The sequence below is a fragment of the Paenibacillus sp. R14(2021) genome, assembly GCF_019431355.1.
Lineage (GTDB): Bacteria > Bacillota > Bacilli > Paenibacillales > Paenibacillaceae > Paenibacillus_Z.
Genome location: NZ_CP080269.1, coordinates 1,162,668 through 1,181,608, shown reverse-complemented (window position 1 = coordinate 1,181,608; position 18,941 = coordinate 1,162,668). Strand labels below are relative to the sequence as shown.

Sequence of the window (18,941 nt, the reverse complement as noted above, 5' to 3'; positions counted from 1 at the left end):
ATTCAATTTTATTAACTCCTCGGATCTCTCAGCTATTGATTATTCTTGTCTAACGTACTTATTATAACCGCCGAAAGTCGGATGGAGAGCAGCCCGTATGGGCCTTGAACGCCCGGCTGAATGCATGAATATTCGCATAACCCAGCAGTTCAGCGATATCCTGCATGAAGAGGCCCGTATATTGAATCATGCTCTTGGCTTTTTCCATTCGGATCTGCTGGTGGTATTGAATCGGCGTCAGTTGAAATGTCGTTCGGAACAAGTGGATGAGATAAAACTTGCTCAAATGAAACCGTTCGGACAGCTCGTCAAGCTTCAAACTGCGATGCGCATGATGCTCGATGTAGGTTCGAATCTCCGACAACAGCTCCATATGTCCGCTGCTCGTCACCGTATGCGCCCAATACCGGTCGCGGAGGACATGGGACAAGAGGGAAAGCAGCATGCCTTTCAAGCGCAGCTCATAGAATGGCGGCTTGGCTTCGTATTCCCGGATCAGCTCGAACAGCAGCGTCTCCAGCGTCCGCGGGTCATGGGGGCGAAAATGGCTTGGAATCGCAGACGGATCTGTGTTCAACTCATTGTCCCGAATCCATCCCCGTTCCTTGGCTGTCATCTGTTCTAGCGGCTTGAAGGACACGCCGATCTCCTTGCTGTCCGGTTCCGTACGAAGATCGAAATGAACATGGGGCTGGTGTACGCGCGCGCCGCCAATCGCCTGAATGGCATGGCGTTGTCCCGGCGCGAAGAAGAAGCAATCGCCGGCTTTCCCGTAATAGTCCCGGTCGTCAATGGTGACATGAAGCTGGCCTTCCTTCAAATAAAGCAGCTCGTAATCCCAGATGACCCGCTCATCAATCCTCCAAGCGGCATCTACCAAGCTGTCCATCGCGACGCGAATGTAAGGAGAAACCTCATCGATGTTCATTTTTCACCTCAGCAATAATTGATAAATAAGTAGACAACATCAGCCAACGGAATATACATATTTTCATTATATAATAGGTGCATCATTACACAACATAAGATAAATGAGGTGCTTCTGCATGCTGCAGCAAAATGGTCTTGGCATGGGCTTGTCATCCGCGCCGCTAGTGACGAGCGCACGTTCACGTTCGATATCGGCAGAGAATCCGACCGGAGAGAAAGGGCAGGGCGGCAAGGAAGCAAGCCAATTAGGCGTCGGACGAAAAGGAAGGCCGGCCATAACGCTGAAACAAGGCGAGCTGGCAACGCTTGCTCATATTCAAGGGACAGGCATCATTCAGCATTTCTGGATTACGGTTACCGATAAGACAGGCAAGGGCCATGCTAACCAATACGTGCTCCGCGACCTGATTCTGCGTATGTACTGGGACGAAGAAGACGAGCCTTCCGTAGAGGTTCCGCTGGGCGACTTCTTCTGCAACGGGTTCGGCATTCGAACGAATGTAAGCTCGCTGCCCATTGCGGTTGTTCCTACGGGCGGCATGAACTGCTATATTCCGATGCCTTTCCGGAATGGAGCCAGAATTACAATTGAGAATCAACACGCTGTGGATATAGAGGGCTTCTTCTATACCTTTAATTATTCACTCGTGGATCAGCTTCCGGACACAGCCGCGTATTTTCATGCGCAGTGGCGCCGTGAGCAGATAACGGATAGCTCCAGAGACTTCACGATTTTGGACAACGTTCGAGGCAAGGGGCACTACATCGGTACGTATTTGGCATGGGCCGCGCTGGAACGCAATTGGTGGGGAGAAGGCGAAATCAAGTTTTATATGGACGGCGATGAGGAATGGCCGACGATTTGCGGGACCGGGACCGAAGATTATGTCGGAGGTGCCTGGTGCTTCAACAATATGACGACGGGGGAGCCGGAATCCTATTCCACTCCTTATCTGGGGTACAAATTTTATAAGGAAACGACCGAAATCGACGCTTGGTACGGGCATAATGTACCTATGCACGGCATGTACCGCTGGCATATGTTAGATCCGATTCGATTCGAAAGCGATTTACGCGTTACGATTCAGCAGATCGGGCATGATCATACGCGGTTATTCGAGCGCTCGGATGATATTTCGTCGGTGGCGTATTGGTACCAGCTGGAGCCGCATGCGCCGTTTCCTTCGCTGCCGCCCGCGAGTAAGAGATGGCCTCGATAAATTAGAAATAAAATAATCCCAATTACTTGTAAAAGTAATGGGATTATTTTATATGTAATAATATGTAAATAAGATTACGAAAATCACAAAGGTTACATAACTATAGTTATGTTAACTTAATCATAGTAATCCAATTGATTGGAAATAAAAATCAACTCCAAAGCGTAAGCCGACAAGAAATGAATCCCGTCAAAATCGGCTTGGTGCGAAGGAGTTGATTTGCTATTCAATATGAAGCTTCAACTTAGGATTAGCAGATAAGCTGCTACCTAAGCTCAGTCTCTTCCTGCAGCGACGATTTTCTCCGCGATTTGAAGCGGCTCCGTGTGAACGGTTGTCATGTGGTCGCCTGAACCGATGATCAAACGATAAACGCCGAGATGGCTGGATTGGTTCGGATGGAAACCGTAAGGACCTTGCGGCGCAGCTTGATCCTCAGTCAGGTACAGATAGCTCTTCGGAATGTTAAGCGAATAGAATTTCTTCAAATCCAGCTTCTCGAAGAGAGGTGCTGCAGGCTCTGGCGCCGCGCTCTTGTACAATTGCTGAGCCATCGATAGACTGGCTGTGTTCGCAAACGTATCGCGGAAGATTGGGAACGGCATCGGCGCAGTATCGTCCTTCGTGCTTGCTCTCAGCTGGGAGAACAGGTCCTGTACCGGAGCCGGCAATTGATCCGCCAAGCTTTGGCCGTCGAGCGGTGCGAATGCATCGAAGAATACCAGGCGTTTGATGCGGTCAGGTACTTGCTCGGCTGTTTTCTGAATGATCGCTCCGCCGAAGCTGTGACCGAGCAGGACGACGTCATGAAGATTCTTGCTCGTGATGAAGTCGACGATCGATTTGGTTTCATCCGCGTGGGTTACGTTCTTCTTGGCACCTGTGCCATGACCTGCATATTCAGGAGCGTAAACCGTATAGCCCATCTTGCGAAGCTCGGCTGCCGTTTCGGTCCAGTAGCTTGCGTCAGCCCATGCGCCGTGTACGAGAACGAATGTAGTCTTTTTGTTCTCAGCAGTGAGCTTGGCGAGAACGGCTTTCAAAACCTCGAGTTTAGCGTAAGCAACGCCGTGAACAGAAGTGGAAGGCTTGAATGCATCCTTGCCATCAATTTGGACGAAGCCCGTTTTGACATTGTAGCCGATTCGGCTCTTTTCAATATGGAACTGATTCACAAGTGTTTGTTTTGCCGGCACGAGGGAGGAAGTAGCAGCTGCGTGCGTCGTTGGAATCGTGCTTCCAAGACCAAGTAGAACAGATGCTGCAAGCGCAAGAGAGAGTGTTGATTTTTTCGTCATATTTTTCATTTGAATAGCCTCCTAATAATAAATGAATGTTCTGGATATATTTCAGGGCGAAAGGGACTGTTGGCCATTTGTCATGTTGGATACTTTATCGTGCTGTTTGGGTTGCTGCATTAGTCTTGAAAAGCTGTGGCAGCTCGCATCATCCTCTCGCGAAATATAGTTTTTATAAATTGTATTGTGTAAAATTAACTTGTGCCAATCATATACTTTATAAGAATTGATGTCAATTGTATTTTGTGCAATTTAAAATTGTAAAAATACCCATCGATGCACATTCGTGATAGTTACAGGTCCGCGAAATTTAATTGTGCGAAATTTAATGAAAAGATATATAATGAAACTTACTATTCTGCCATGCTGGCCGAAAGGAGGTGTACGTACAGATGGAACTTGAAAATATGCTTTGCTTCTCAATTTACGCAGCCTCTCGTGAACTCACCAAACTGTATCGGCCGCTTCTTGAGAAGTTTGGCTTAACCTATCCGCAATATCTTGTGATGGTTGTGTTGTGGGAGTATGGGCATACGACGGTATCGGCGTTAGGCGACAAGCTCTTGCTCGATTCCGGCACGTTGACGCCTTTATTGAAACGGCTTCAGGATGCGGGATTGATCGACCGGAAGCGTTCCACCGACGATGAACGGAAAGTCGAGATCGCTTTAACGGAAAAAGGCGCTTCCTTGGAGGCGCAGCTCAGCAATGTATCCCGAGATCTATTCGTCGACCTCTGCAAAACGGAGAAAAATTATTTGGATACATTATCGTCCGTGAAGACGCTGCTGAAGGACGCACAGGCGCTTTCGGGTCGGGTGTAATTGCAGCTAAGAATTGGCATATGGATCTTTTATGACATTAGGGGAAGCCGCGCTTGAATATCGAGCGCGGTTTTTTTCGTTGCATTTTTTGAGAAATAGGGGAACTTTGGAGCTATTTCGGTTGTCTAATGAGTGGAAGGGGAGGAGCCGCCGTATGGGGGAGGATTACCTGCACGATATTACGAAGCTAGAACCGCCTGAAGTCGATGCACTCGTTCGCCGTTATTGGCATGATGTGTGGCAGTACGCGTATTTCCTGACGCGGCGCGAGCATCTGGCCGAAGATATCGCGCAAGATACATTTATCCAGGCGATTCGGCGTATGGACACGTTTCGAGGACAGTCCTCGATCAAAAGCTGGTTGTTCAAAATCGCGCGAAATACCGCGTTTAATTACAAAAAATCCGCTTTTTTGCGCAAGGTTACGCTCGTCGGGTTGTTCATGGATACGCGCAGGTCGCCTTCCGCGGAATCAGACTATATGAGCACAAGCTTGACGGATGAGATCTGGGCGGCTGTGCTTCGCCTGCCGAGGAATCACCGTGAAATGATTATCTTGCATGCGCATTACGAAATGTCTTATAACGAGCTTGCAGACTTGCTGGCCATCTCGGAGGGCACGGTGAAATCCCGTCTATATCGAGCCAGAGCGAAGCTCGCAAAGCTATTGAAGGAGGCGGATCTGCATGAGACGGAGAACAGATGAGATGTTAAACGCAGACGGACTGTCGGCACGGCTTCGCGGACGTCCTTTTCACGAGGAACGGGTCCCTTCACAGCAGCGAATTGCCATCATACAAGCAAGCATCATAGAGGAAAGACAACCAATCAAGCGAACGAGTCGTCCTTGGATCGGCTGGTCGGCAGCGGTGCTGGCATGTCTTGCCTTACTGGCTGCATTCGTCTATGCGTACGATCGGCCGGGCGGAATTGCCGACTGGCGGTATTCTCGCGCCGCAGGTTATCCGAGCACAATGAGCATTCCCATTGGTCGAACGCCGGAAGAGGCCGTGCAGAAATTTCGGCAATCAGGTCATATGCAGGTGGTGCACAAAGAAACGATCGACGGCGGCGTCCTGCTCTTTATTAAGCGTGGTTATCAGAAGAACGGCACTGATCTGCAGATTGAATTCGTACGCAAATCATGGCTGGGGTGGAAATGGGTTATGGGCGGAGGCTACGGCTTATCGGACATGTCGAATACGGATCCGGCACTGAACTACATGAGCATGCCAAAGTTTGAAGGTGTAAACGGGCCTTTCCCGATTGTATTCGGACAGTTCTCGAATCCGTCCGTAACGCGTGTAATCATTACGGTCGGCGGGCCTAATGCCGGTGCTTACACTGCAAAGACCGCAGCATTCGGTGACCGTCAGACGCTCTGGTTCGTGGTATTGCCGTTATCTGCTTCGTCCCCGTACAGCATCGAGGCTTATAACGGGAACGGAGAGATCGTCGCCTTCAAAACGTTCGACGACCCGGACGATTTCGGCAGCGTGCTTATGCGTAAGTCAAGGTGACGAAATGCCTCCGATCGGTTGATTTACAAACATCCAATCAGATGTGACAATCTGTCATATTGTGGAACATAGAGCAGCAGAAAAAGCAGCACTCCAGGAAGGAGCTGCTGCTTTTTCGTATGAAACGTTTGTTTCGGGCGGATGTCCCCAACCGGAATGAACGTAAATGATTAGCTGGTAAACAGACGGTTAGTCGGAACGACTTGTTTCGTCTGAGAAGCGCTGGACCAGGAGAGCTGCGCATGCGCATTGCCGCCGTTCTCGAGATATTCCATGACGATGTTGTATTTCACACCTCCGGTCAACGAGATTGTACGCTTAGCTCACCATTCATGGACACCCAATTGCTGATCAGAAGCTGGCCGTTCACCCACAGTCTTACACCGTCATCGGTGTTCGTGTAGAAGGTATAGGTTTCCGTGTACTGCGGTTGTATTTTTCCAGTCCATCTAGCCGTGAACCATTCGCCCGGGACATCCGGCGTCGGTCTGCCGCCGCCCCAATCGAAGTCAATGGCCGGATCGGTCTGGGTAAGCGCAAGCGTCCCAAAATCACCGGCATAATATTGTCCGATAACGCCGTTCGTCGGCGTTCCGCCCGCATTCGTCGTCACGCTGAGCGCGGTGCTTGCCGCCGAGACGTTGCCTGCTGCGTCCTTGGCTTTCACCGTGAACGAGTAAGCAGTGCTTGCTGAGAGGCTGTTCACCGTGAAGGTCGTCGCGCCTGTCGTCGAGCCGGCAAGCGAGCTGCCGTTGTAAATGTCATAGCCGGTAACGCCGACATTGTCCGTCGATGCCGTCCAAGACAGATTGACGCTGCTGCTTGTTTTCGAGGGTGAAGTTAGACCGGTCGGTGCAGTTGGCGCTTGCGTGTCGGTGCTTGCATTTGTCGTCACGCTAAGTGCGCTGCTTGCCGCGGATAGATTGCCTGCTTCGTCTTTGGCTTTCACCGTAAACGAGTAGGCGGTATTCGCCGTCAAGCCGCTCGCCGTGAAGGTCGTTGTACCGGTTGTCGAGCCCGCCAATGCGCCTCCAATGTAGACGTCATAGCCGGTAACGCCGACATTGTCCGTTGAAGCCGTCCAAGACAGATTGATGCTGCTGCTTGTTTTCGATGGCGAAGTTAGGCCGGTCGGTGCCGTTGGTGCCTGCGTATCGCCGCTGCCGCCGCCAGCCGTATTCACGTCGCAAGTCTTGTATTGCCCGACTGCGGGATCGGTACCGAAGCCGTTATTGGAACACATAACGGTATTCGTGAACGTGCCGTACACATAACTGCCGGGCACGCCGTAGCGAACCTGCTTCGTACCGGTGAAATTGCACGGATTATTCTCGCCTGCGCAGTTCACCCAGTTGGCGGCAGGGTCCGTCGTCACGGTCACGGCATTGCTGGCTGCGGAAATGTTATTGGATGCGTCTTTTGCCTTGACGGTGAATGTAAACGCCGTATTGGACGCGAGGCCGGCAATTGTCAGCGAAGTCGCGCTGACGCCCGTTGTCGTGCCGGCGAGCGTTGAACCGTTGTAGACGTTGTAGCCGGTAACGCCGACATTGTCCGTCGATGCCGACCAGGACAAGCTTACGCTCGTATCGGTCTTCGCCGGCGAAGTCAGGCTGGTCGGCGCCGTCGGCGCTTGCGTATCACCTGCATCGGTCGTTATGCTAAGCGTATTGCTGGCGGCCGAGACGTTGCCTGAAGCGTCCTTCGCCTTGACCGTAAAGCTATAGGCCGTGCTTGGCGTCAAACCGGAAACGGTAAAAGCAGTTGCGCTTGCACCTGTCGTCGAGCCGGCTAACGTGCCGTTCTTATAGATATCGTAGCCGATGACGCCGACATTGTCCGTCGATGCCGACCAGGTCAGATTGACCGTAACGTTCGATTTCGTCGGGGCTGACAGGTTAGCCGGGGCGGAAGGCGCCGTCGTATCGGGCGGTCCTGTAAAGACCGTGATCGTCTGTTCCTTCACGTTTGCGCGGCCGCCGTTATCCCATACGCCAAGAATGACATGGTACGTACCGGCTTTCTGATACGTATATGTCGGGCTGGCGGTCGTTACAGGAATTCCCTCGCCGAGATCCCACAGCGTCTCGACGATCGTGCCGTTGTCGGTCGAGGTGTTGGTGAACGTCACCGGCTGGCCAAGCTGCACCGTGAGTGGCGCCGTGAAATTCGCGACGGGCTTGGCATCGCTGAAGCCGCGGCTCGTAAGCTGCGTATTCGTACCGTTCCCGCTGACCGTATTGTTGCTCCATTCCAGATCGGCGGCGGAAGCAGGGTATTGGTCGATCGAAGGTCCGCCGTTGCCTGTAATCGTATTGTTAATGAAGCTCAGACGATCGGTTCCGGTTGCGGTCGTGATCTCGATGGCCTTGCGTCCGTTATTTAGAATTTGATTGCTGTCGAAGACGACGTTCTTCGTATCGCCGTGAATCCGTACCGCATTGCCGTCATAGCCCGGGTAAGCTGCGGCGGGGTTGCCGGTAGGTCCGTTCTGCCATATATTCTTGTAGAAATATTGATACTGTTCCGTAAAGCCTGTGCCAGCTCCCTGCAGCTGCATACCCCACATGACGATATTCTTGACCGTATTATAGTTCCACAGCTGATAGCCCGTGCCCGGCGACTGCTGCATGCCCACTTGCTGTCCGCCGTCGACGGTATTGCCCGACGTAATGCCGTGGTCGACCATGACTTCAAGGCCCATGTTGCCGACCGAGCCGTCAGTAGCCTTCACGATATTATTGCGGACCGCAATGTATTTGGAGCGCACCGTGCTGATCCAATGGTCGACGTTATTGTTCTCGACGAGCGAGTAGTCAACGTTGGTATGAAGCTCGATGCCGAGACCTTCCATTTTCTTGCCGGTACCCGTAATGGTGTTGCCCCGTACAGTGGCATACGGGCTGTCGTCATTGACGAAGATGCCGCCGCGGCCGGTGTTCTGAATCGTGTTGTTCTCGATGAGCGCATGGCTGGAGCCCCAGCCCGCGCGCACGCCCGCACCCCAATCGGAGTTGACGCCGCTGTTGGTGACGATATTATCGGAGATTTCCAGATTGATGGAGCCAATTGCATATAGGGCGAACGGGCCGAAGCCCGAAGAAGCAGCCAGATCCTTGACCCGAAGATGGCGCATCTTGTTGCCGTCTCCCGATTCGGAAGTCACCGCCGACAACGCGACCGTACTGTTGTTGCCGTCCAAGGTCATATCGGCGACTTCGGCGTTCGTGACATTATGAAGATAGAAGAAGGTCGTTGCGGAAGTAGACGTGAATTTCACGGTCGTGGAATCGCGTCCGGCGCCGGCGATTTTGACCCCTGATTTGCCGTTAACAGTACCGGATAAGTAGTAGGTGCCTGCGGGCAGCATGACCGTATCTCCGCTGGAAGCGGCGTTGACGGCATTCTGGATCGCGGTTAAATCGTCCGCCGTATCGCTGCCGTTCGCTCCATAAGCGGTAACGTTCAAGGTCGCTGCGAATGCAGGCGCGGCCGGAAGAAGGGGCAGCAGAACCGAGATGGCGCCAGCGATGCTGAGCACGCGCATCTTCAGTGTTCCGGGTTTTGAAACTTTCGTCTTCATCGTTATGAATCCCTCATTTCAAAAATTGTATTTCCTTGACTTGCAAGGCTGCTTACAGGTTACATTAGGTTCAGCGCTGCCTCCTTTCGTCCTCATCCTGCCATAAGGCAGAAATCCCGTAAACTGCAGCAACTGCCGATCACTTGTCTGCGGGCTGTTATAATTACGAATTCCTGCTCGCCGCGCACGAAGTGACTTCATTCGGCTGAAATAGACGTGCTTTCGACAGCATGCTGGGAGGAATGGAGAGAGAGGGAAGCGGCGTCTAGCATAGAGACAACGGGGAGGGCACATGTTAACTGAAGAGCTGAATGGACGCAAAAAATCCTGCAGCGTATGCTGGGATGCATACGTGCAGGATGTACTCGTGCTTTAAAGATGTTCGCCTTGTTCAGTCCGATCTCTTACTTCCAGTGCTTCTCGATGAAGGCATCGCGGCCGGACGCAATCCGATCTTCCTTGTAGGATTTCGGATTCTTGCTGTGATAATTCTGGTGATATTCCTCCGCGGGATAGAAGTCAGATGCTTCGTTAATCTCCGTCACGATTGGTTTATCGAAACGGCCGCTTCTTGCGAGCTCTTCCTTGGATGCCTCGGCGAGACGGCGTTGTTCTTCGTTATGATAAAAGATCGCGGCGCGGTATTGGCTCTTGCGATCATTGTATTGACCGACGGCATCCGTAGGATCGATCTGCGGCCAATACAGCTCCAGCAGCTTCTCATAAGGGAAGACTTCCGGGTCGAACGTGATTTGCACCACTTCGTAATGGCCGGTTTCGCCCGTATAGACTTGCTCGTACGTCGGATTCTCCAGCGTTCCACCCATGTATCCGGATAGAATGCCGTGAATACCCGGCTGTTCTTCGAACGGACTGACCATGCACCAGAAGCAGCCTCCGGCAAACGTTGCTTTTTGTTCCATGAATGCTCTCCTCATTTCCTTACCTGAATAATAACGAAGCAGGTCTATTATACACGATTCAAACCAAAGACTCTAACTTAAGTCATTCATGCCGTTAATGAATGCATATCATAGGAACTGCAAGCCCATATAGACGGCTAATCCCCAGATAATACATGCGGAGATCCGATTCAATATGAAGAGGAAGCGTCCATGTGGGTCGCGCTTCCCGATCTGTCGCCCCGCAAATGCGACTCCGAAGAACCATACCCATGATACGAGTATAAGCGTCAGTGTGAACGCCCACTTGTCCATCCCGTCATATCGCAAGGAATTAATACCGATAACGCCGATCGTATCCAGGATGGCATGTGGATTCAGCAGCGATACGGATAGGGCAAATAGGATCTGTTTCCTCGAACCATAGGTTTGCGGGGAAGAGGATCCCGCGGTCTTGCTTCTCCACAGCACCCGGCCCATATAAGCCAAGAAAATAAATCCGATCCCATAGAGAGCCGTCTGCAGCCAAGCGAAGGTGAGTACAACAAGCGAGACGCCTGTCACCGCAGCACCAATCAGCAGCGTATCGCAGAGAGACGCCGCAACGATAACGGGCAGCGCCTTCGCGTAAGAAGATTGGTTAGCCCCTTGGTTAAACACGAACATATTTTGCGCGCCAACAGGCACTATGAGCCCGAATCCGAGCAGTACACCATGCAGAACCACGTTCATCAATCCGATTTCCTCCATTCTCGTGCGCAGTCGATCTTCTCCAGTATAAATAGATTCAAGCATTCGTCTCCAACCAAATGGTTGGTGTGCTGCCCAACAAAATGGTAAAGTGATGCTGGAAGGAGTAGATGCCAAGGTGGAATGGAAACCGGATTCCTCATCCGATACCCCGTTATATAAACAGATTGCTGAATTTCTGCGCAGCAAAATTTCGCTCGGCGAATGGGCCATAGGCACGAAAATCCCTTCGCAGCGCGAACTTGCAGCGCTGTTCAAGGTGAATCGAAGCACGATCGTCGCCGCGCTCGGCGAATTGATCGCCGAAGGCTTACTGGCAGGCAACACGCGCGGGGGAACGAAGGTTATCAACCATACATGGAATCTGATCGCCGCATCGCCGCCGCCGGATTGGAGCGATTACGCGCAAGCCGGCGCATATTACCCGAATCAGCCCGCTGTCCAGCTTATTAACCGCGCGGAATTTCAACCTGGCGTCGTTCGTCTCGGCACGGGGGAGCTGTCGCCTGAGCTGCTGCCTGCGGAAGAAATGAACCGGATGCTGGAGGAAAGCTCAGGCCATCCGTTCACGCTCGGTTACGAAGAACCTGCCGGAAATGTGACCCTTCGACAGAATATAGCTGCCTATTTGAAGGGAATCGGCATTCGGACATCCGCATCCAACATCCTGATCGTATCCGGTGCCCTTCAAGGCCTGCACCTCATTTCGACGGGTCTGCTGCATCGCGGATCTACTATACTGGTCGAGAAGCCTTCCTACTTGTATTCCGTCCACGTCTTTCAATCGAGTGCCATTAAATTCATCGGGCTGCCCATGGACGAAGAGGGCTTGCAGACCAAGCTGATCAGCCGATATCGGAGCGGCTATAACGCGTCGCTGTTATATACCGTTCCGTCTTTCCATAATCCGACGGGTTGCTTGATGACAGAGCCAAGGCGGCAGCAATTGATGCAAGTCTGTGCGGATGAGGGGCTGCCAATCATTGAGGATGATGTGTACCGGGAGCTCTGGTTCGATTCGCCGCCGCCGCTGCCGCTGAAGGCAAGAGACCCGAACGCGCTTGTGCTCTATTTGGGCAGCTTGTCCAAGACGCTGAGTCCGGGCCTCCGCATCGGCTGGGTTGTCGCCCCCGAGCCTGTCATCGAACGGTTGGCTGACATCAAGATGCAGCAGGATTACGGTTCGAGCTCGCTCTCGCAATGGGTTGCGGCCAAATGGCTCGGAAGCGGCATGTATGAGACGCATTTAACGGATGTAAGAGCGCAGCTGAAACGACGCAGAGACTTGACCCTGCAGCTATTACACGAATATTTCTCCGAAATCGCTGTCTGGACCGTACCCGCGGGAGGCTTTTACGTGTGGCTTCGGTTTACGGTGGACCTGCCGATGCAGCTGCTGTTTGACCGTGCGCTGAAGCAGGGCATTCTCATCAACCCCGGCTCGATCTACGATCGAAATGCCGGCGGCTGCTTGCGAATTTCTTATGCCTATGCGAGTCTAAGCGAGCTTGAATGGGGGCTTGCCAGGTTGGCGGAGCTTGCGAGGATGCTGCTGGTCAAATCATAAAACAGCAGCTCCTATGGGAAGGAGCTGCTGCGTTTGGAGACGATTATTATTTATCGGCTTTCGGCGTGTATACGTTAATGTGGTCGATGTGAGCCGTTTTGCCTGCGGGAGCCGTCATCGGTCCTACGAATTTCAGCTGGTGATCGCCAGCAGGGTAGAGGTAGATTTTATCGTTGCCGTTAAATCTGACTTCCTTCGGCATGCCGAGAGTGGCAATAACGGACTTGAAGGTCATCGATTTAATACCCACGGAAGGGTCGATGCTCTGACCGAAATCACGGAGATCGAAGATGACGCCTGTCTTGCTGCTAATGCCGACTGCGTATGCGCCTTGTCCCATTCCGAAATTATAGGTCTCATAGCCGCCGCCGGAAAGTTCAGGCTTGCCCCACACTTTATGCACTTCGGAGATAAGCGTTTTGCCGGATATGAATTTGGTTTTTGGTACTTTGCCTTGTTTGGCGAGAGCGAGAATGCTTTTGATATAGGCCGGGCCGTTTTCCTTCACGACGGCTGCTGCGGCTTGCGAAGGCTTAGCCGTTACAGGGGTTGCTGCGTGGGCAGGCGTTACGGCCGATAATGCGCCGATGGAGATCGCTGCTGCCAAGCTTATTGTGGACCACTTGCGAATTGACTTTTGTTTTATATTTGTCATGATTATGCACCTCGTTAGTTTGATTTTTGTTCTTGCCCTAATCATAGACTATCTTCAGCCGATAAAAGTTACAAAAAAGTTAAAGTTACAAACTCCTATAAATTGTAATTTTAAATTTAATAAGCTAGCTGTAAGGCGAAATGCATAATACGACCCGCTCGGGCTACAATAAATGCTAATCTTATCCTGTTGCCATGGCACAGGAGTTGAAACAGCCTCTTATGCAATCAGCCAAAAGCATGCAGCAAATCATCTGTCATTCGCAGCGTCATCATGACGATTTTATTTAAAGGGGTCGTGTTGTATTTGTCTATCCGCTGTTGGTAGGACATATGTTTAAGTAATTGACGGGAAAATAACGAAAGATAACGCAAGTATAGTGACATCCAACAGTGAAGGGAGTACGACAAGCATGAAGCAGAAGGTTTGGTTCATTACGGGCACAGCCAGAGGCTTTGGAATGGAAATCGTGAAGGCGGTGCTGGCTTTTGGGGACCGCGTGTTTGCGACTGTTCGCGGCAATCCTGAGGTGCTGGTCAGCAAATTAGGCAGTCCCGAGGGTTTGTATGTCGCGCACGTGGATATTACGAATGATCTTCAAGTGAAAGAAGCCGCCAAGCAAGCGATTGACCAGTTTGGTGTAATTGACGTCTTGGTCAATAATGCCGGTTATGGACTTCTTAGTGCAGTTGAAGAAGCAACAGATGAGGAAGTGCGGGAAAACTTCGATACGAACGTGTTCGGTTTGTTAAATGTAACAAGAGCCGTTCTTCCCTATATGCGCAAGCAAGGATTCGGCCATATTATTAATATCTCGTCCCTTGGCGGGTTGACCGGCCTTGCCGGATGGGGGATATATGGAGCGACCAAGTTTGCGGTGGTAGGTTTAACGGAATCGTTAGCGCTGGAGCTCGCGCCCCTCGGGATTCATGCAACCGTTGTCGCGCCGGGCTTTTTCCGTACCGATTTTCTAGACTCGTCTTCGTTAAACCGTTCAGGCCGCGTGATTTACGATTATGAATCGACCGTCGGCGAGGTCCGAGGCATGGCGGCACAACTCAACCAGCACCAACGCGGAAATCCCACGAAGCTGGCCGAAGCCATCCTGAAGATAGCCGCTGCCGATAAACCGCCCGTTCATCTGCCGCTCGGTAAAGATACGATTGCTAAATTCAGAGAGAAAACAGCTAATTTCGAGCGGGAAATCGATGAGTGGCACGATGTCATTACGATGACGGATTACGAAGATGCCTAGAAGGTGAATGTGCCGCAATCACCCGGTTATAGCTTTATTTAAAAAATGTTAGTTTCATTGCCGTTCTTTCCGGTATGAGCGCATACTTTAATCCAATCTCAACTGGCGTTATCCGGTTGGGCTTTTTTGCATGCCCGCTACAAAATTGAGGAGAGCTCGCTGGTTCTTTGATTTTCTGGCGGTTAAGTCGTATTCGAATAGAAATACAGATATTCCGTTATGTGCGGCACTTCTAGTTAAATAATGAATATTCATGAAATAAAATGAATATAGATGAACTAATTCACTTGATAAAATGCGAATTCATGAATATAATGGAAATAAGACGAAAGAAGATGATCAATCAGGAGGGATTCGCATGTCGCAAGAAAACGCCAACCTGTTTGCCGAAGAACGCCGTCAGAAAATTCTTACGCTGCTTCACCAAGAACAGCGCGTATTAGCCAAGGATCTGGCAGAAAAATTCATGCTGTCCATTGATTCCATTCGCAGAGATTTGACCATTATGGAGGAAAAGGGGCTGCTCAAAAAAACTCATGGCGGCGCGATTCCGGCTATGAAGGTTCGACAAGCTCCCCAATCGCCTGAGACGCGGTACGGCGACGGTTCACCGCAGGGCCGAGCAGTTGCTAAAGCAGCCGTTTCGTATATCCGCGAGCATGATACCGTTTTTATCGGGAGTGGTTCGATTTCTTACGTGTTGTTAGCTCTTTTGCCGGATCACATGCCGCTGACAATCGTTACCAACAGTATGAGGGTTGCTGAAGAGCTGCGTGAACGGGAATGGATCGATACGTACTTTATCGGCGGTCGGATCAAGCCGTCCGGCAATATCACGGATTCGCTCGCGAATGAATTCGTTCGCCAATTCAAATTTGATATCAGCTTCGCGACTGGAGGAGGCGTATCAGAAGAGGGAATATTCGTGGCTACTCCGGAAGTTGCCGCCTTCGGGCGTTCGGTCTCTGCCGTTTCTCGCCGTCGAATCGGGATTACCACGCATCACTCGCTTGGAAACGACGGCTTTGCGAAGGTCGGCCCTATCGAGGATCTTGACTTGCTCATTACGGATGAGGATGCCGACCCCGAAGCGATTGAACGGATACGTGCGCTTGGCGTTCAAGTCATCGTGGCGCAGACGGAGAACAGCTAACCTTACAGCGAGCGGTCCGCCATCCCCGCTTCCTCACCCGAATAAATTCGATGCAAGTGACACAAAGTACAGCCATGCGAATGAAAGGCTGTGTGATCCATTCATGGAAAATAATGATAATGAAATGACCCTGACGAACAGGCAAGGTCATCCAATCTCAGACAATCAAAACATTAGAACCGTCGGCAGCCGAGGGCCTTCCACGCTGGAAAACTATCATTACATCGAGAAGCTGTCCCATTTCGACCGGGAACGCGTCCCGCAGCGTGTCGTTCATGCCCGGGGCGCAGGTGCGCACGGATATTTTGAAGCCTACGGCAAAGTAGGCGACAAGCCAGTGTCTACGTATACGCGAGCTAAGCTTTTTCAGGAAGCCGGTAAGCAAACGCCTGTTTTTGTCCGGTTTTCTACGGTTGTACATGGCGGGCACTCGCCGGAGACATTCCGTGATCCGCGCGGGTTTGCAACCAAATTCTATACGGAAGAGGGCAACTGGGATCTGGTAGGCAACAATATCAAAATTTTCTTCATCCGCGATCCGATCAAATTTCCGGACATGATTCACGCGTTCCGACCGGATCCCGTCAATAATTTGCAGAATCCCGAGGGGATGTTTGATTTTGTCAGCAACAGCCCGGAAGCGCTGCACATGATTACGTTCATTTTCTCGCCGTGGGGAATCCCCGCCAACTATCGGCAAATGCAAGGTTCCGGGGTGAATACGTATAAATGGGTGAAAAGCGACGGGCAAGCCGTATTGATCAAGTACCATTGGGAGCCTAAGCAGGGTATCAAAAACCTGACCCAGGAAGAAGCCAACGCCATTCAGGCCAAATCAATTAGTCATGCTACGCAGGATCTCTATGAGGCGATTGAGCGCGGCGAGTACCCGGAATGGGAGCTGTGCATTCAAATGATGAGCGATGATGAACACGCCGAGCTCGATTTTGATCCGCTGGATGATACCAAGCTGTGGGATCATGAGAAATGGCCGTTTCTGCCGGTGGGCAAAATGGTGCTCAATAAGAACCCGGATAATTTCTTCGCGGAAGTGGAGCAATCGGCATTCGGCACGGGGGTGCTGGTCGATGGGCTGGATTTCTCCGATGACAAAATGCTGCAGGGTCGCACGTTCTCTTACTCCGACACGCAGCGCTACCGCGTAGGCACAAACTACTTGCAGCTGCCGATCAATTCGCCGAAGTCCAGAGTGGCCACGAACCAGCGCGATGGCCAAATGGCCTACCGCGTGGACAAAGCCCCAGGTCAAAACCCGCATGTGGACTATGAACCGTCGTCCTTGGACGGGCTGAAGGAAGCTGTGCCTAGCGGCAAGGATCATCAGCCTTCTTACAACGCCAAGCTTGTTCGACAAGCGATTGACCGGACGAATGATTACAAGCAAGCCGGGGAGACATACCGGAAATTCGAGGATTGGGAACGCAATGAGCTCATCGGCAATTTGGTCGGCGCGTTGAAAGTATGCCATCCCATCATCCAGGAAAAAATGATCGAGCACTTCTCCAAAGCCGACCCTGATTATGGAGCAAGGGTCAGAGACGGCTTGAGCAAGGCCTCCGCTGATCCAAGTCATCTCGGTTCCGATGCGCTTCGCGAAGGTGCTGAGGTGGCCGAGCATGCAGGCCGCTCGACAGACGCCTATTAAGCAGTTGGACCATGAATGGAGCGCCTAGACCCGCCCGAGGCGCTTTTTCTTATGGCTTCGGATCGGCAGGCAGTGCGGTGTATATCATTCCAGAATTTTGATTAATTTCTATTAAAATCAAAATTTTGATAGAAGGAAGAGCGCGGTTTCTGCTATACTTAGTGCTGTTTCTATCAAGCGCTAAAGGGAGTTGGACCATGATCTTCAGAATCAAATCAACGCTGCTGGCTGCTAGCTCTGTCCTAATTCTATTATCAGGCGTACCGACGAACGCGTCGTCGGCTCCAATTGAACGACAACCGATCCGCATCATGCTTGATGGCTTCCCGCTGCCGTTTTCAGCCCCTCCGTTTATTCTGCATGGTACGACGATGGTTCCTTTCCGTGCCATCGCCGAGGCACTGAATATTCAGGTGGAATGGTCCGACAAGACACAGTCCTTGACGGCGACCAAATCGATGGATGGCACCGTGGCGGAGGTCATTCTGCATAAGAATGACAGGAAGGCCGTCGTCAATGACCAGCAGAAGCTGTTGAACGCGGCCCCGATCGCGAAGGGCGGCTCCATCTTCGTTCCGCTCAGCTTCTTCAGTGCGCAGTTTGGCGCGGCGGTGAACTGGGACGGCGGCACGCAGACGGTATCGATTATATCGCCGATCGAGCCGGTGTACACGGAAGCCTTCTATGCAATCTCTTCGTTTAAGGAAGCAGACCTTGTACCGAAATTCGATTCCGTTTCTTTCGGCTGGACGCGCATTGACGCAGCCGGCAGCCTCACGCTGAAGGGCAAAGACTTCTTCTGGCCCGAGGCAGCAGGCAGCGTCACACCGGAGTCGATCGTGCAGCAGTCCGTCGATGCCGGCGGCAAGCCGAATTTAATGGCAGTAGCCATGGACGGCAGCGGCGAATTAACGAAGCTGCTTCAAGATGAGGCGCTGCAAACGAGCGTAATCGAACAATTGGTTTCGTTAGCTTCGGACACGCATTTCACCGGGATCACCCTGGACTTCGAAGGTCTCGGCTTGTCGGGCGATTTGCCCGCCATTCAACAATCCTACACGGATTTCGTACAGCGCTTGGCCCAAAGCGCACATAGCGCCCACCTGAATCTAACGCTGGCTCTTCATCCGCTTAACAGCTCCTATAAGGGCTACGATTACAAAAAGCTGGCAGCGTATGCCGATGAAATCATCATCATGGCTTACGAATATTCGTACGAGAAGGGGCCGGAGCCGCTTGACCGCGTGAACGAAGCGATTCAGCTTGCACGCAAGGCAGTTCCGAAGACGAAGCTGGTGCTCGGTATTTCCATGGGGAGCGAGACAGCGGAATCCGTATCCGGCAAGATCGGTCTAGCCAAACGGTATGGCCTCAAAGGCGTTGCGTTCTGGCGGCTTGGCCTGCTGGGCGATGATACGATGACCGCGATCGGGAAGACCGTTGCGCTTCATCAATAACCTGCCGGTTATTCCAACAAACGCGAGGTGCGCTGGTGAAACGAACCGACAGAATGATTAAGGCAGGACATACACACTTGGCGAAGCAGCTGGTCGATCGCTGCCGAATGAGTTAGATGGATGACGCATGACGGCCTTACAAGCAATCCATTTCGAATGAT

At 51.8% G+C, this 18,941-nt stretch carries 16 protein-coding genes; 9 read left to right on the top strand and 7 right to left on the bottom strand.

The window, feature by feature from the left end:
* Positions 1–61 precede the first annotated feature (61 nt).
* Positions 62–928, bottom strand: coding sequence for an AraC family transcriptional regulator (locus KXU80_RS05680; protein ID WP_219837286.1), 867 nt, complete (start codon positions 926–928; stop codon positions 62–64).
* Between the two features lie 118 nt (positions 929–1,046).
* Here KXU80_RS05680 and KXU80_RS05675 point away from each other — a divergent pair, with 118 nt between their 5' ends.
* The gene (locus KXU80_RS05675) at positions 1,047–2,150 is read left to right on the top strand and encodes a glycoside hydrolase family 172 protein (RefSeq protein ID WP_219837285.1); all 1,104 of its coding nucleotides are present in this window, start codon (positions 1,047–1,049) and stop codon (positions 2,148–2,150) included.
* Positions 2,151–2,425: 275 nt separating this feature from the next.
* Here KXU80_RS05675 and KXU80_RS05670 read toward each other — a convergent pair whose 3' ends face one another.
* A complete protein-coding gene (locus tag KXU80_RS05670; RefSeq protein ID WP_258171271.1) occupies positions 2,426–3,457 on the bottom strand; it encodes an alpha/beta hydrolase in 1,032 nt (343 codons plus the stop codon).
* A gap of 383 nt (positions 3,458–3,840) precedes the next feature.
* Between KXU80_RS05670 and KXU80_RS05665 the strand changes: the two genes are divergently transcribed.
* The 3 genes from KXU80_RS05665 (at position 3,841) to KXU80_RS05655 (ending at position 5,792) form a co-directional block, all read left to right on the top strand.
* Complete coding sequence (locus KXU80_RS05665; RefSeq protein ID WP_219837284.1) at positions 3,841–4,272, top strand: MarR family winged helix-turn-helix transcriptional regulator; 432 nt, start codon at positions 3,841–3,843, stop codon at positions 4,270–4,272.
* 154 nt (positions 4,273–4,426) lie between these two features.
* Entirely contained in the window at positions 4,427–4,978 is a 552-nt protein-coding gene (locus tag KXU80_RS05660) for an RNA polymerase sigma factor (RefSeq protein ID WP_219837283.1), read from the top strand.
* Complete coding sequence (locus KXU80_RS05655; protein ID WP_219837282.1) at positions 4,959–5,792, top strand: hypothetical protein; 834 nt, start codon at positions 4,959–4,961, stop codon at positions 5,790–5,792. Before KXU80_RS05660 ends, KXU80_RS05655 begins: the two co-directional genes overlap by 20 nt.
* 170 nt (positions 5,793–5,962) lie before the next feature.
* On the opposite strand, the gene KXU80_RS27880 is transcribed toward KXU80_RS05655, so the two are convergent.
* The 4 genes from KXU80_RS27880 to KXU80_RS05630 form a co-directional block, all read right to left on the bottom strand.
* On the bottom strand, positions 5,963–6,085 hold the full coding sequence (locus KXU80_RS27880) for a hypothetical protein (protein WP_258171270.1): 123 nt from the start codon (positions 6,083–6,085) through the stop codon (positions 5,963–5,965).
* An 8-nt stretch (positions 6,086–6,093) separates the two neighbouring features.
* Complete coding sequence (locus KXU80_RS27875; RefSeq protein ID WP_258171269.1) at positions 6,094–9,375, bottom strand: fibronectin type III domain-containing protein; 3,282 nt, start codon at positions 9,373–9,375, stop codon at positions 6,094–6,096.
* 404 nt (positions 9,376–9,779) lie between these two features.
* Positions 9,780–10,298 (bottom strand): peptide-methionine (S)-S-oxide reductase MsrA, encoded by a 519-nt coding sequence (gene msrA / locus KXU80_RS05635; protein WP_219837281.1) that lies wholly within the window; start codon positions 10,296–10,298, stop codon positions 9,780–9,782.
* Between the two features lie 108 nt (positions 10,299–10,406).
* On the bottom strand, positions 10,407–11,012 hold the full coding sequence (locus KXU80_RS05630) for a LysE/ArgO family amino acid transporter (RefSeq protein WP_219837280.1): 606 nt from the start codon (positions 11,010–11,012) through the stop codon (positions 10,407–10,409).
* Between the two features lie 133 nt (positions 11,013–11,145).
* On the opposite strand from KXU80_RS05630, the gene KXU80_RS05625 reads away from it, so the two are divergent.
* Complete coding sequence (locus tag KXU80_RS05625) at positions 11,146–12,594, top strand: aminotransferase-like domain-containing protein (protein WP_308858193.1); 1,449 nt, start codon at positions 11,146–11,148, stop codon at positions 12,592–12,594.
* A 46-nt stretch (positions 12,595–12,640) separates the two neighbouring features.
* Here the strand turns inward: KXU80_RS05625 and KXU80_RS05620 are convergent, their stop codons facing one another.
* Entirely contained in the window at positions 12,641–13,249 is a 609-nt protein-coding gene (locus KXU80_RS05620; protein ID WP_219837278.1) for a YjgB family protein, read from the bottom strand.
* Positions 13,250–13,661: 412 nt separating this feature from the next.
* Here KXU80_RS05620 and KXU80_RS05615 point away from each other — a divergent pair, with 412 nt between their 5' ends.
* From KXU80_RS05615 to KXU80_RS05600, 4 genes are all read left to right on the top strand, one after another.
* Complete coding sequence (locus tag KXU80_RS05615; RefSeq protein ID WP_219837277.1) at positions 13,662–14,504, top strand: oxidoreductase; 843 nt, start codon at positions 13,662–13,664, stop codon at positions 14,502–14,504.
* A 379-nt stretch (positions 14,505–14,883) separates the two neighbouring features.
* Complete coding sequence (locus tag KXU80_RS05610) at positions 14,884–15,657, top strand: DeoR/GlpR family DNA-binding transcription regulator (protein ID WP_219838888.1); 774 nt, start codon at positions 14,884–14,886, stop codon at positions 15,655–15,657.
* A gap of 103 nt (positions 15,658–15,760) precedes the next feature.
* A complete protein-coding gene (locus KXU80_RS05605) occupies positions 15,761–17,323 on the top strand; it encodes a catalase (protein ID WP_219837276.1) in 1,563 nt (520 codons plus the stop codon).
* 197 nt (positions 17,324–17,520) lie between these two features.
* Positions 17,521–18,780, top strand: coding sequence for a stalk domain-containing protein (locus KXU80_RS05600; RefSeq protein ID WP_219837275.1), 1,260 nt, complete (start codon positions 17,521–17,523; stop codon positions 18,778–18,780).
* The last annotated feature ends 161 nt before the right edge of the window (positions 18,781–18,941 follow it).

Excerpts from the sequence above, each read along its gene's own strand:
- KXU80_RS27875 (WP_258171269.1), bottom strand. The coding sequence starts at position 9,375 with ATGAAGACGAAAGTTTCAAAACCCGGAACACTGAAGATGCGCGTGCTC.
- KXU80_RS05680 (WP_219837286.1), bottom strand. The coding sequence starts at position 928 with ATGAACATCGATGAGGTTTCTCCTTACATTCGCGTCGCGATGGACAGC.
- KXU80_RS05620 (WP_219837278.1), bottom strand. The coding sequence starts at position 13,249 with ATGACAAATATAAAACAAAAGTCAATTCGCAAGTGGTCCACAATAAGC.
- KXU80_RS05655 (WP_219837282.1), top strand. The coding sequence starts at position 4,959 with ATGAGACGGAGAACAGATGAGATGTTAAACGCAGACGGACTGTCGGCA.
- msrA (WP_219837281.1), bottom strand. The coding sequence starts at position 10,298 with ATGGAACAAAAAGCAACGTTTGCCGGAGGCTGCTTCTGGTGCATGGTC.
- KXU80_RS05675 (WP_219837285.1), top strand. The coding sequence starts at position 1,047 with ATGCTGCAGCAAAATGGTCTTGGCATGGGCTTGTCATCCGCGCCGCTA.
- KXU80_RS05600 (WP_219837275.1), top strand. The coding sequence starts at position 17,521 with ATGATCTTCAGAATCAAATCAACGCTGCTGGCTGCTAGCTCTGTCCTA.
- KXU80_RS05605 (WP_219837276.1), top strand. The coding sequence starts at position 15,761 with ATGGAAAATAATGATAATGAAATGACCCTGACGAACAGGCAAGGTCAT.
- KXU80_RS05670 (WP_258171271.1), bottom strand. The coding sequence starts at position 3,457 with ATGAAAAATATGACGAAAAAATCAACACTCTCTCTTGCGCTTGCAGCA.
- KXU80_RS05665 (WP_219837284.1), top strand. The coding sequence starts at position 3,841 with ATGGAACTTGAAAATATGCTTTGCTTCTCAATTTACGCAGCCTCTCGT.
- KXU80_RS05660 (WP_219837283.1), top strand. The coding sequence starts at position 4,427 with ATGGGGGAGGATTACCTGCACGATATTACGAAGCTAGAACCGCCTGAA.
- KXU80_RS05615 (WP_219837277.1), top strand. The coding sequence starts at position 13,662 with ATGAAGCAGAAGGTTTGGTTCATTACGGGCACAGCCAGAGGCTTTGGA.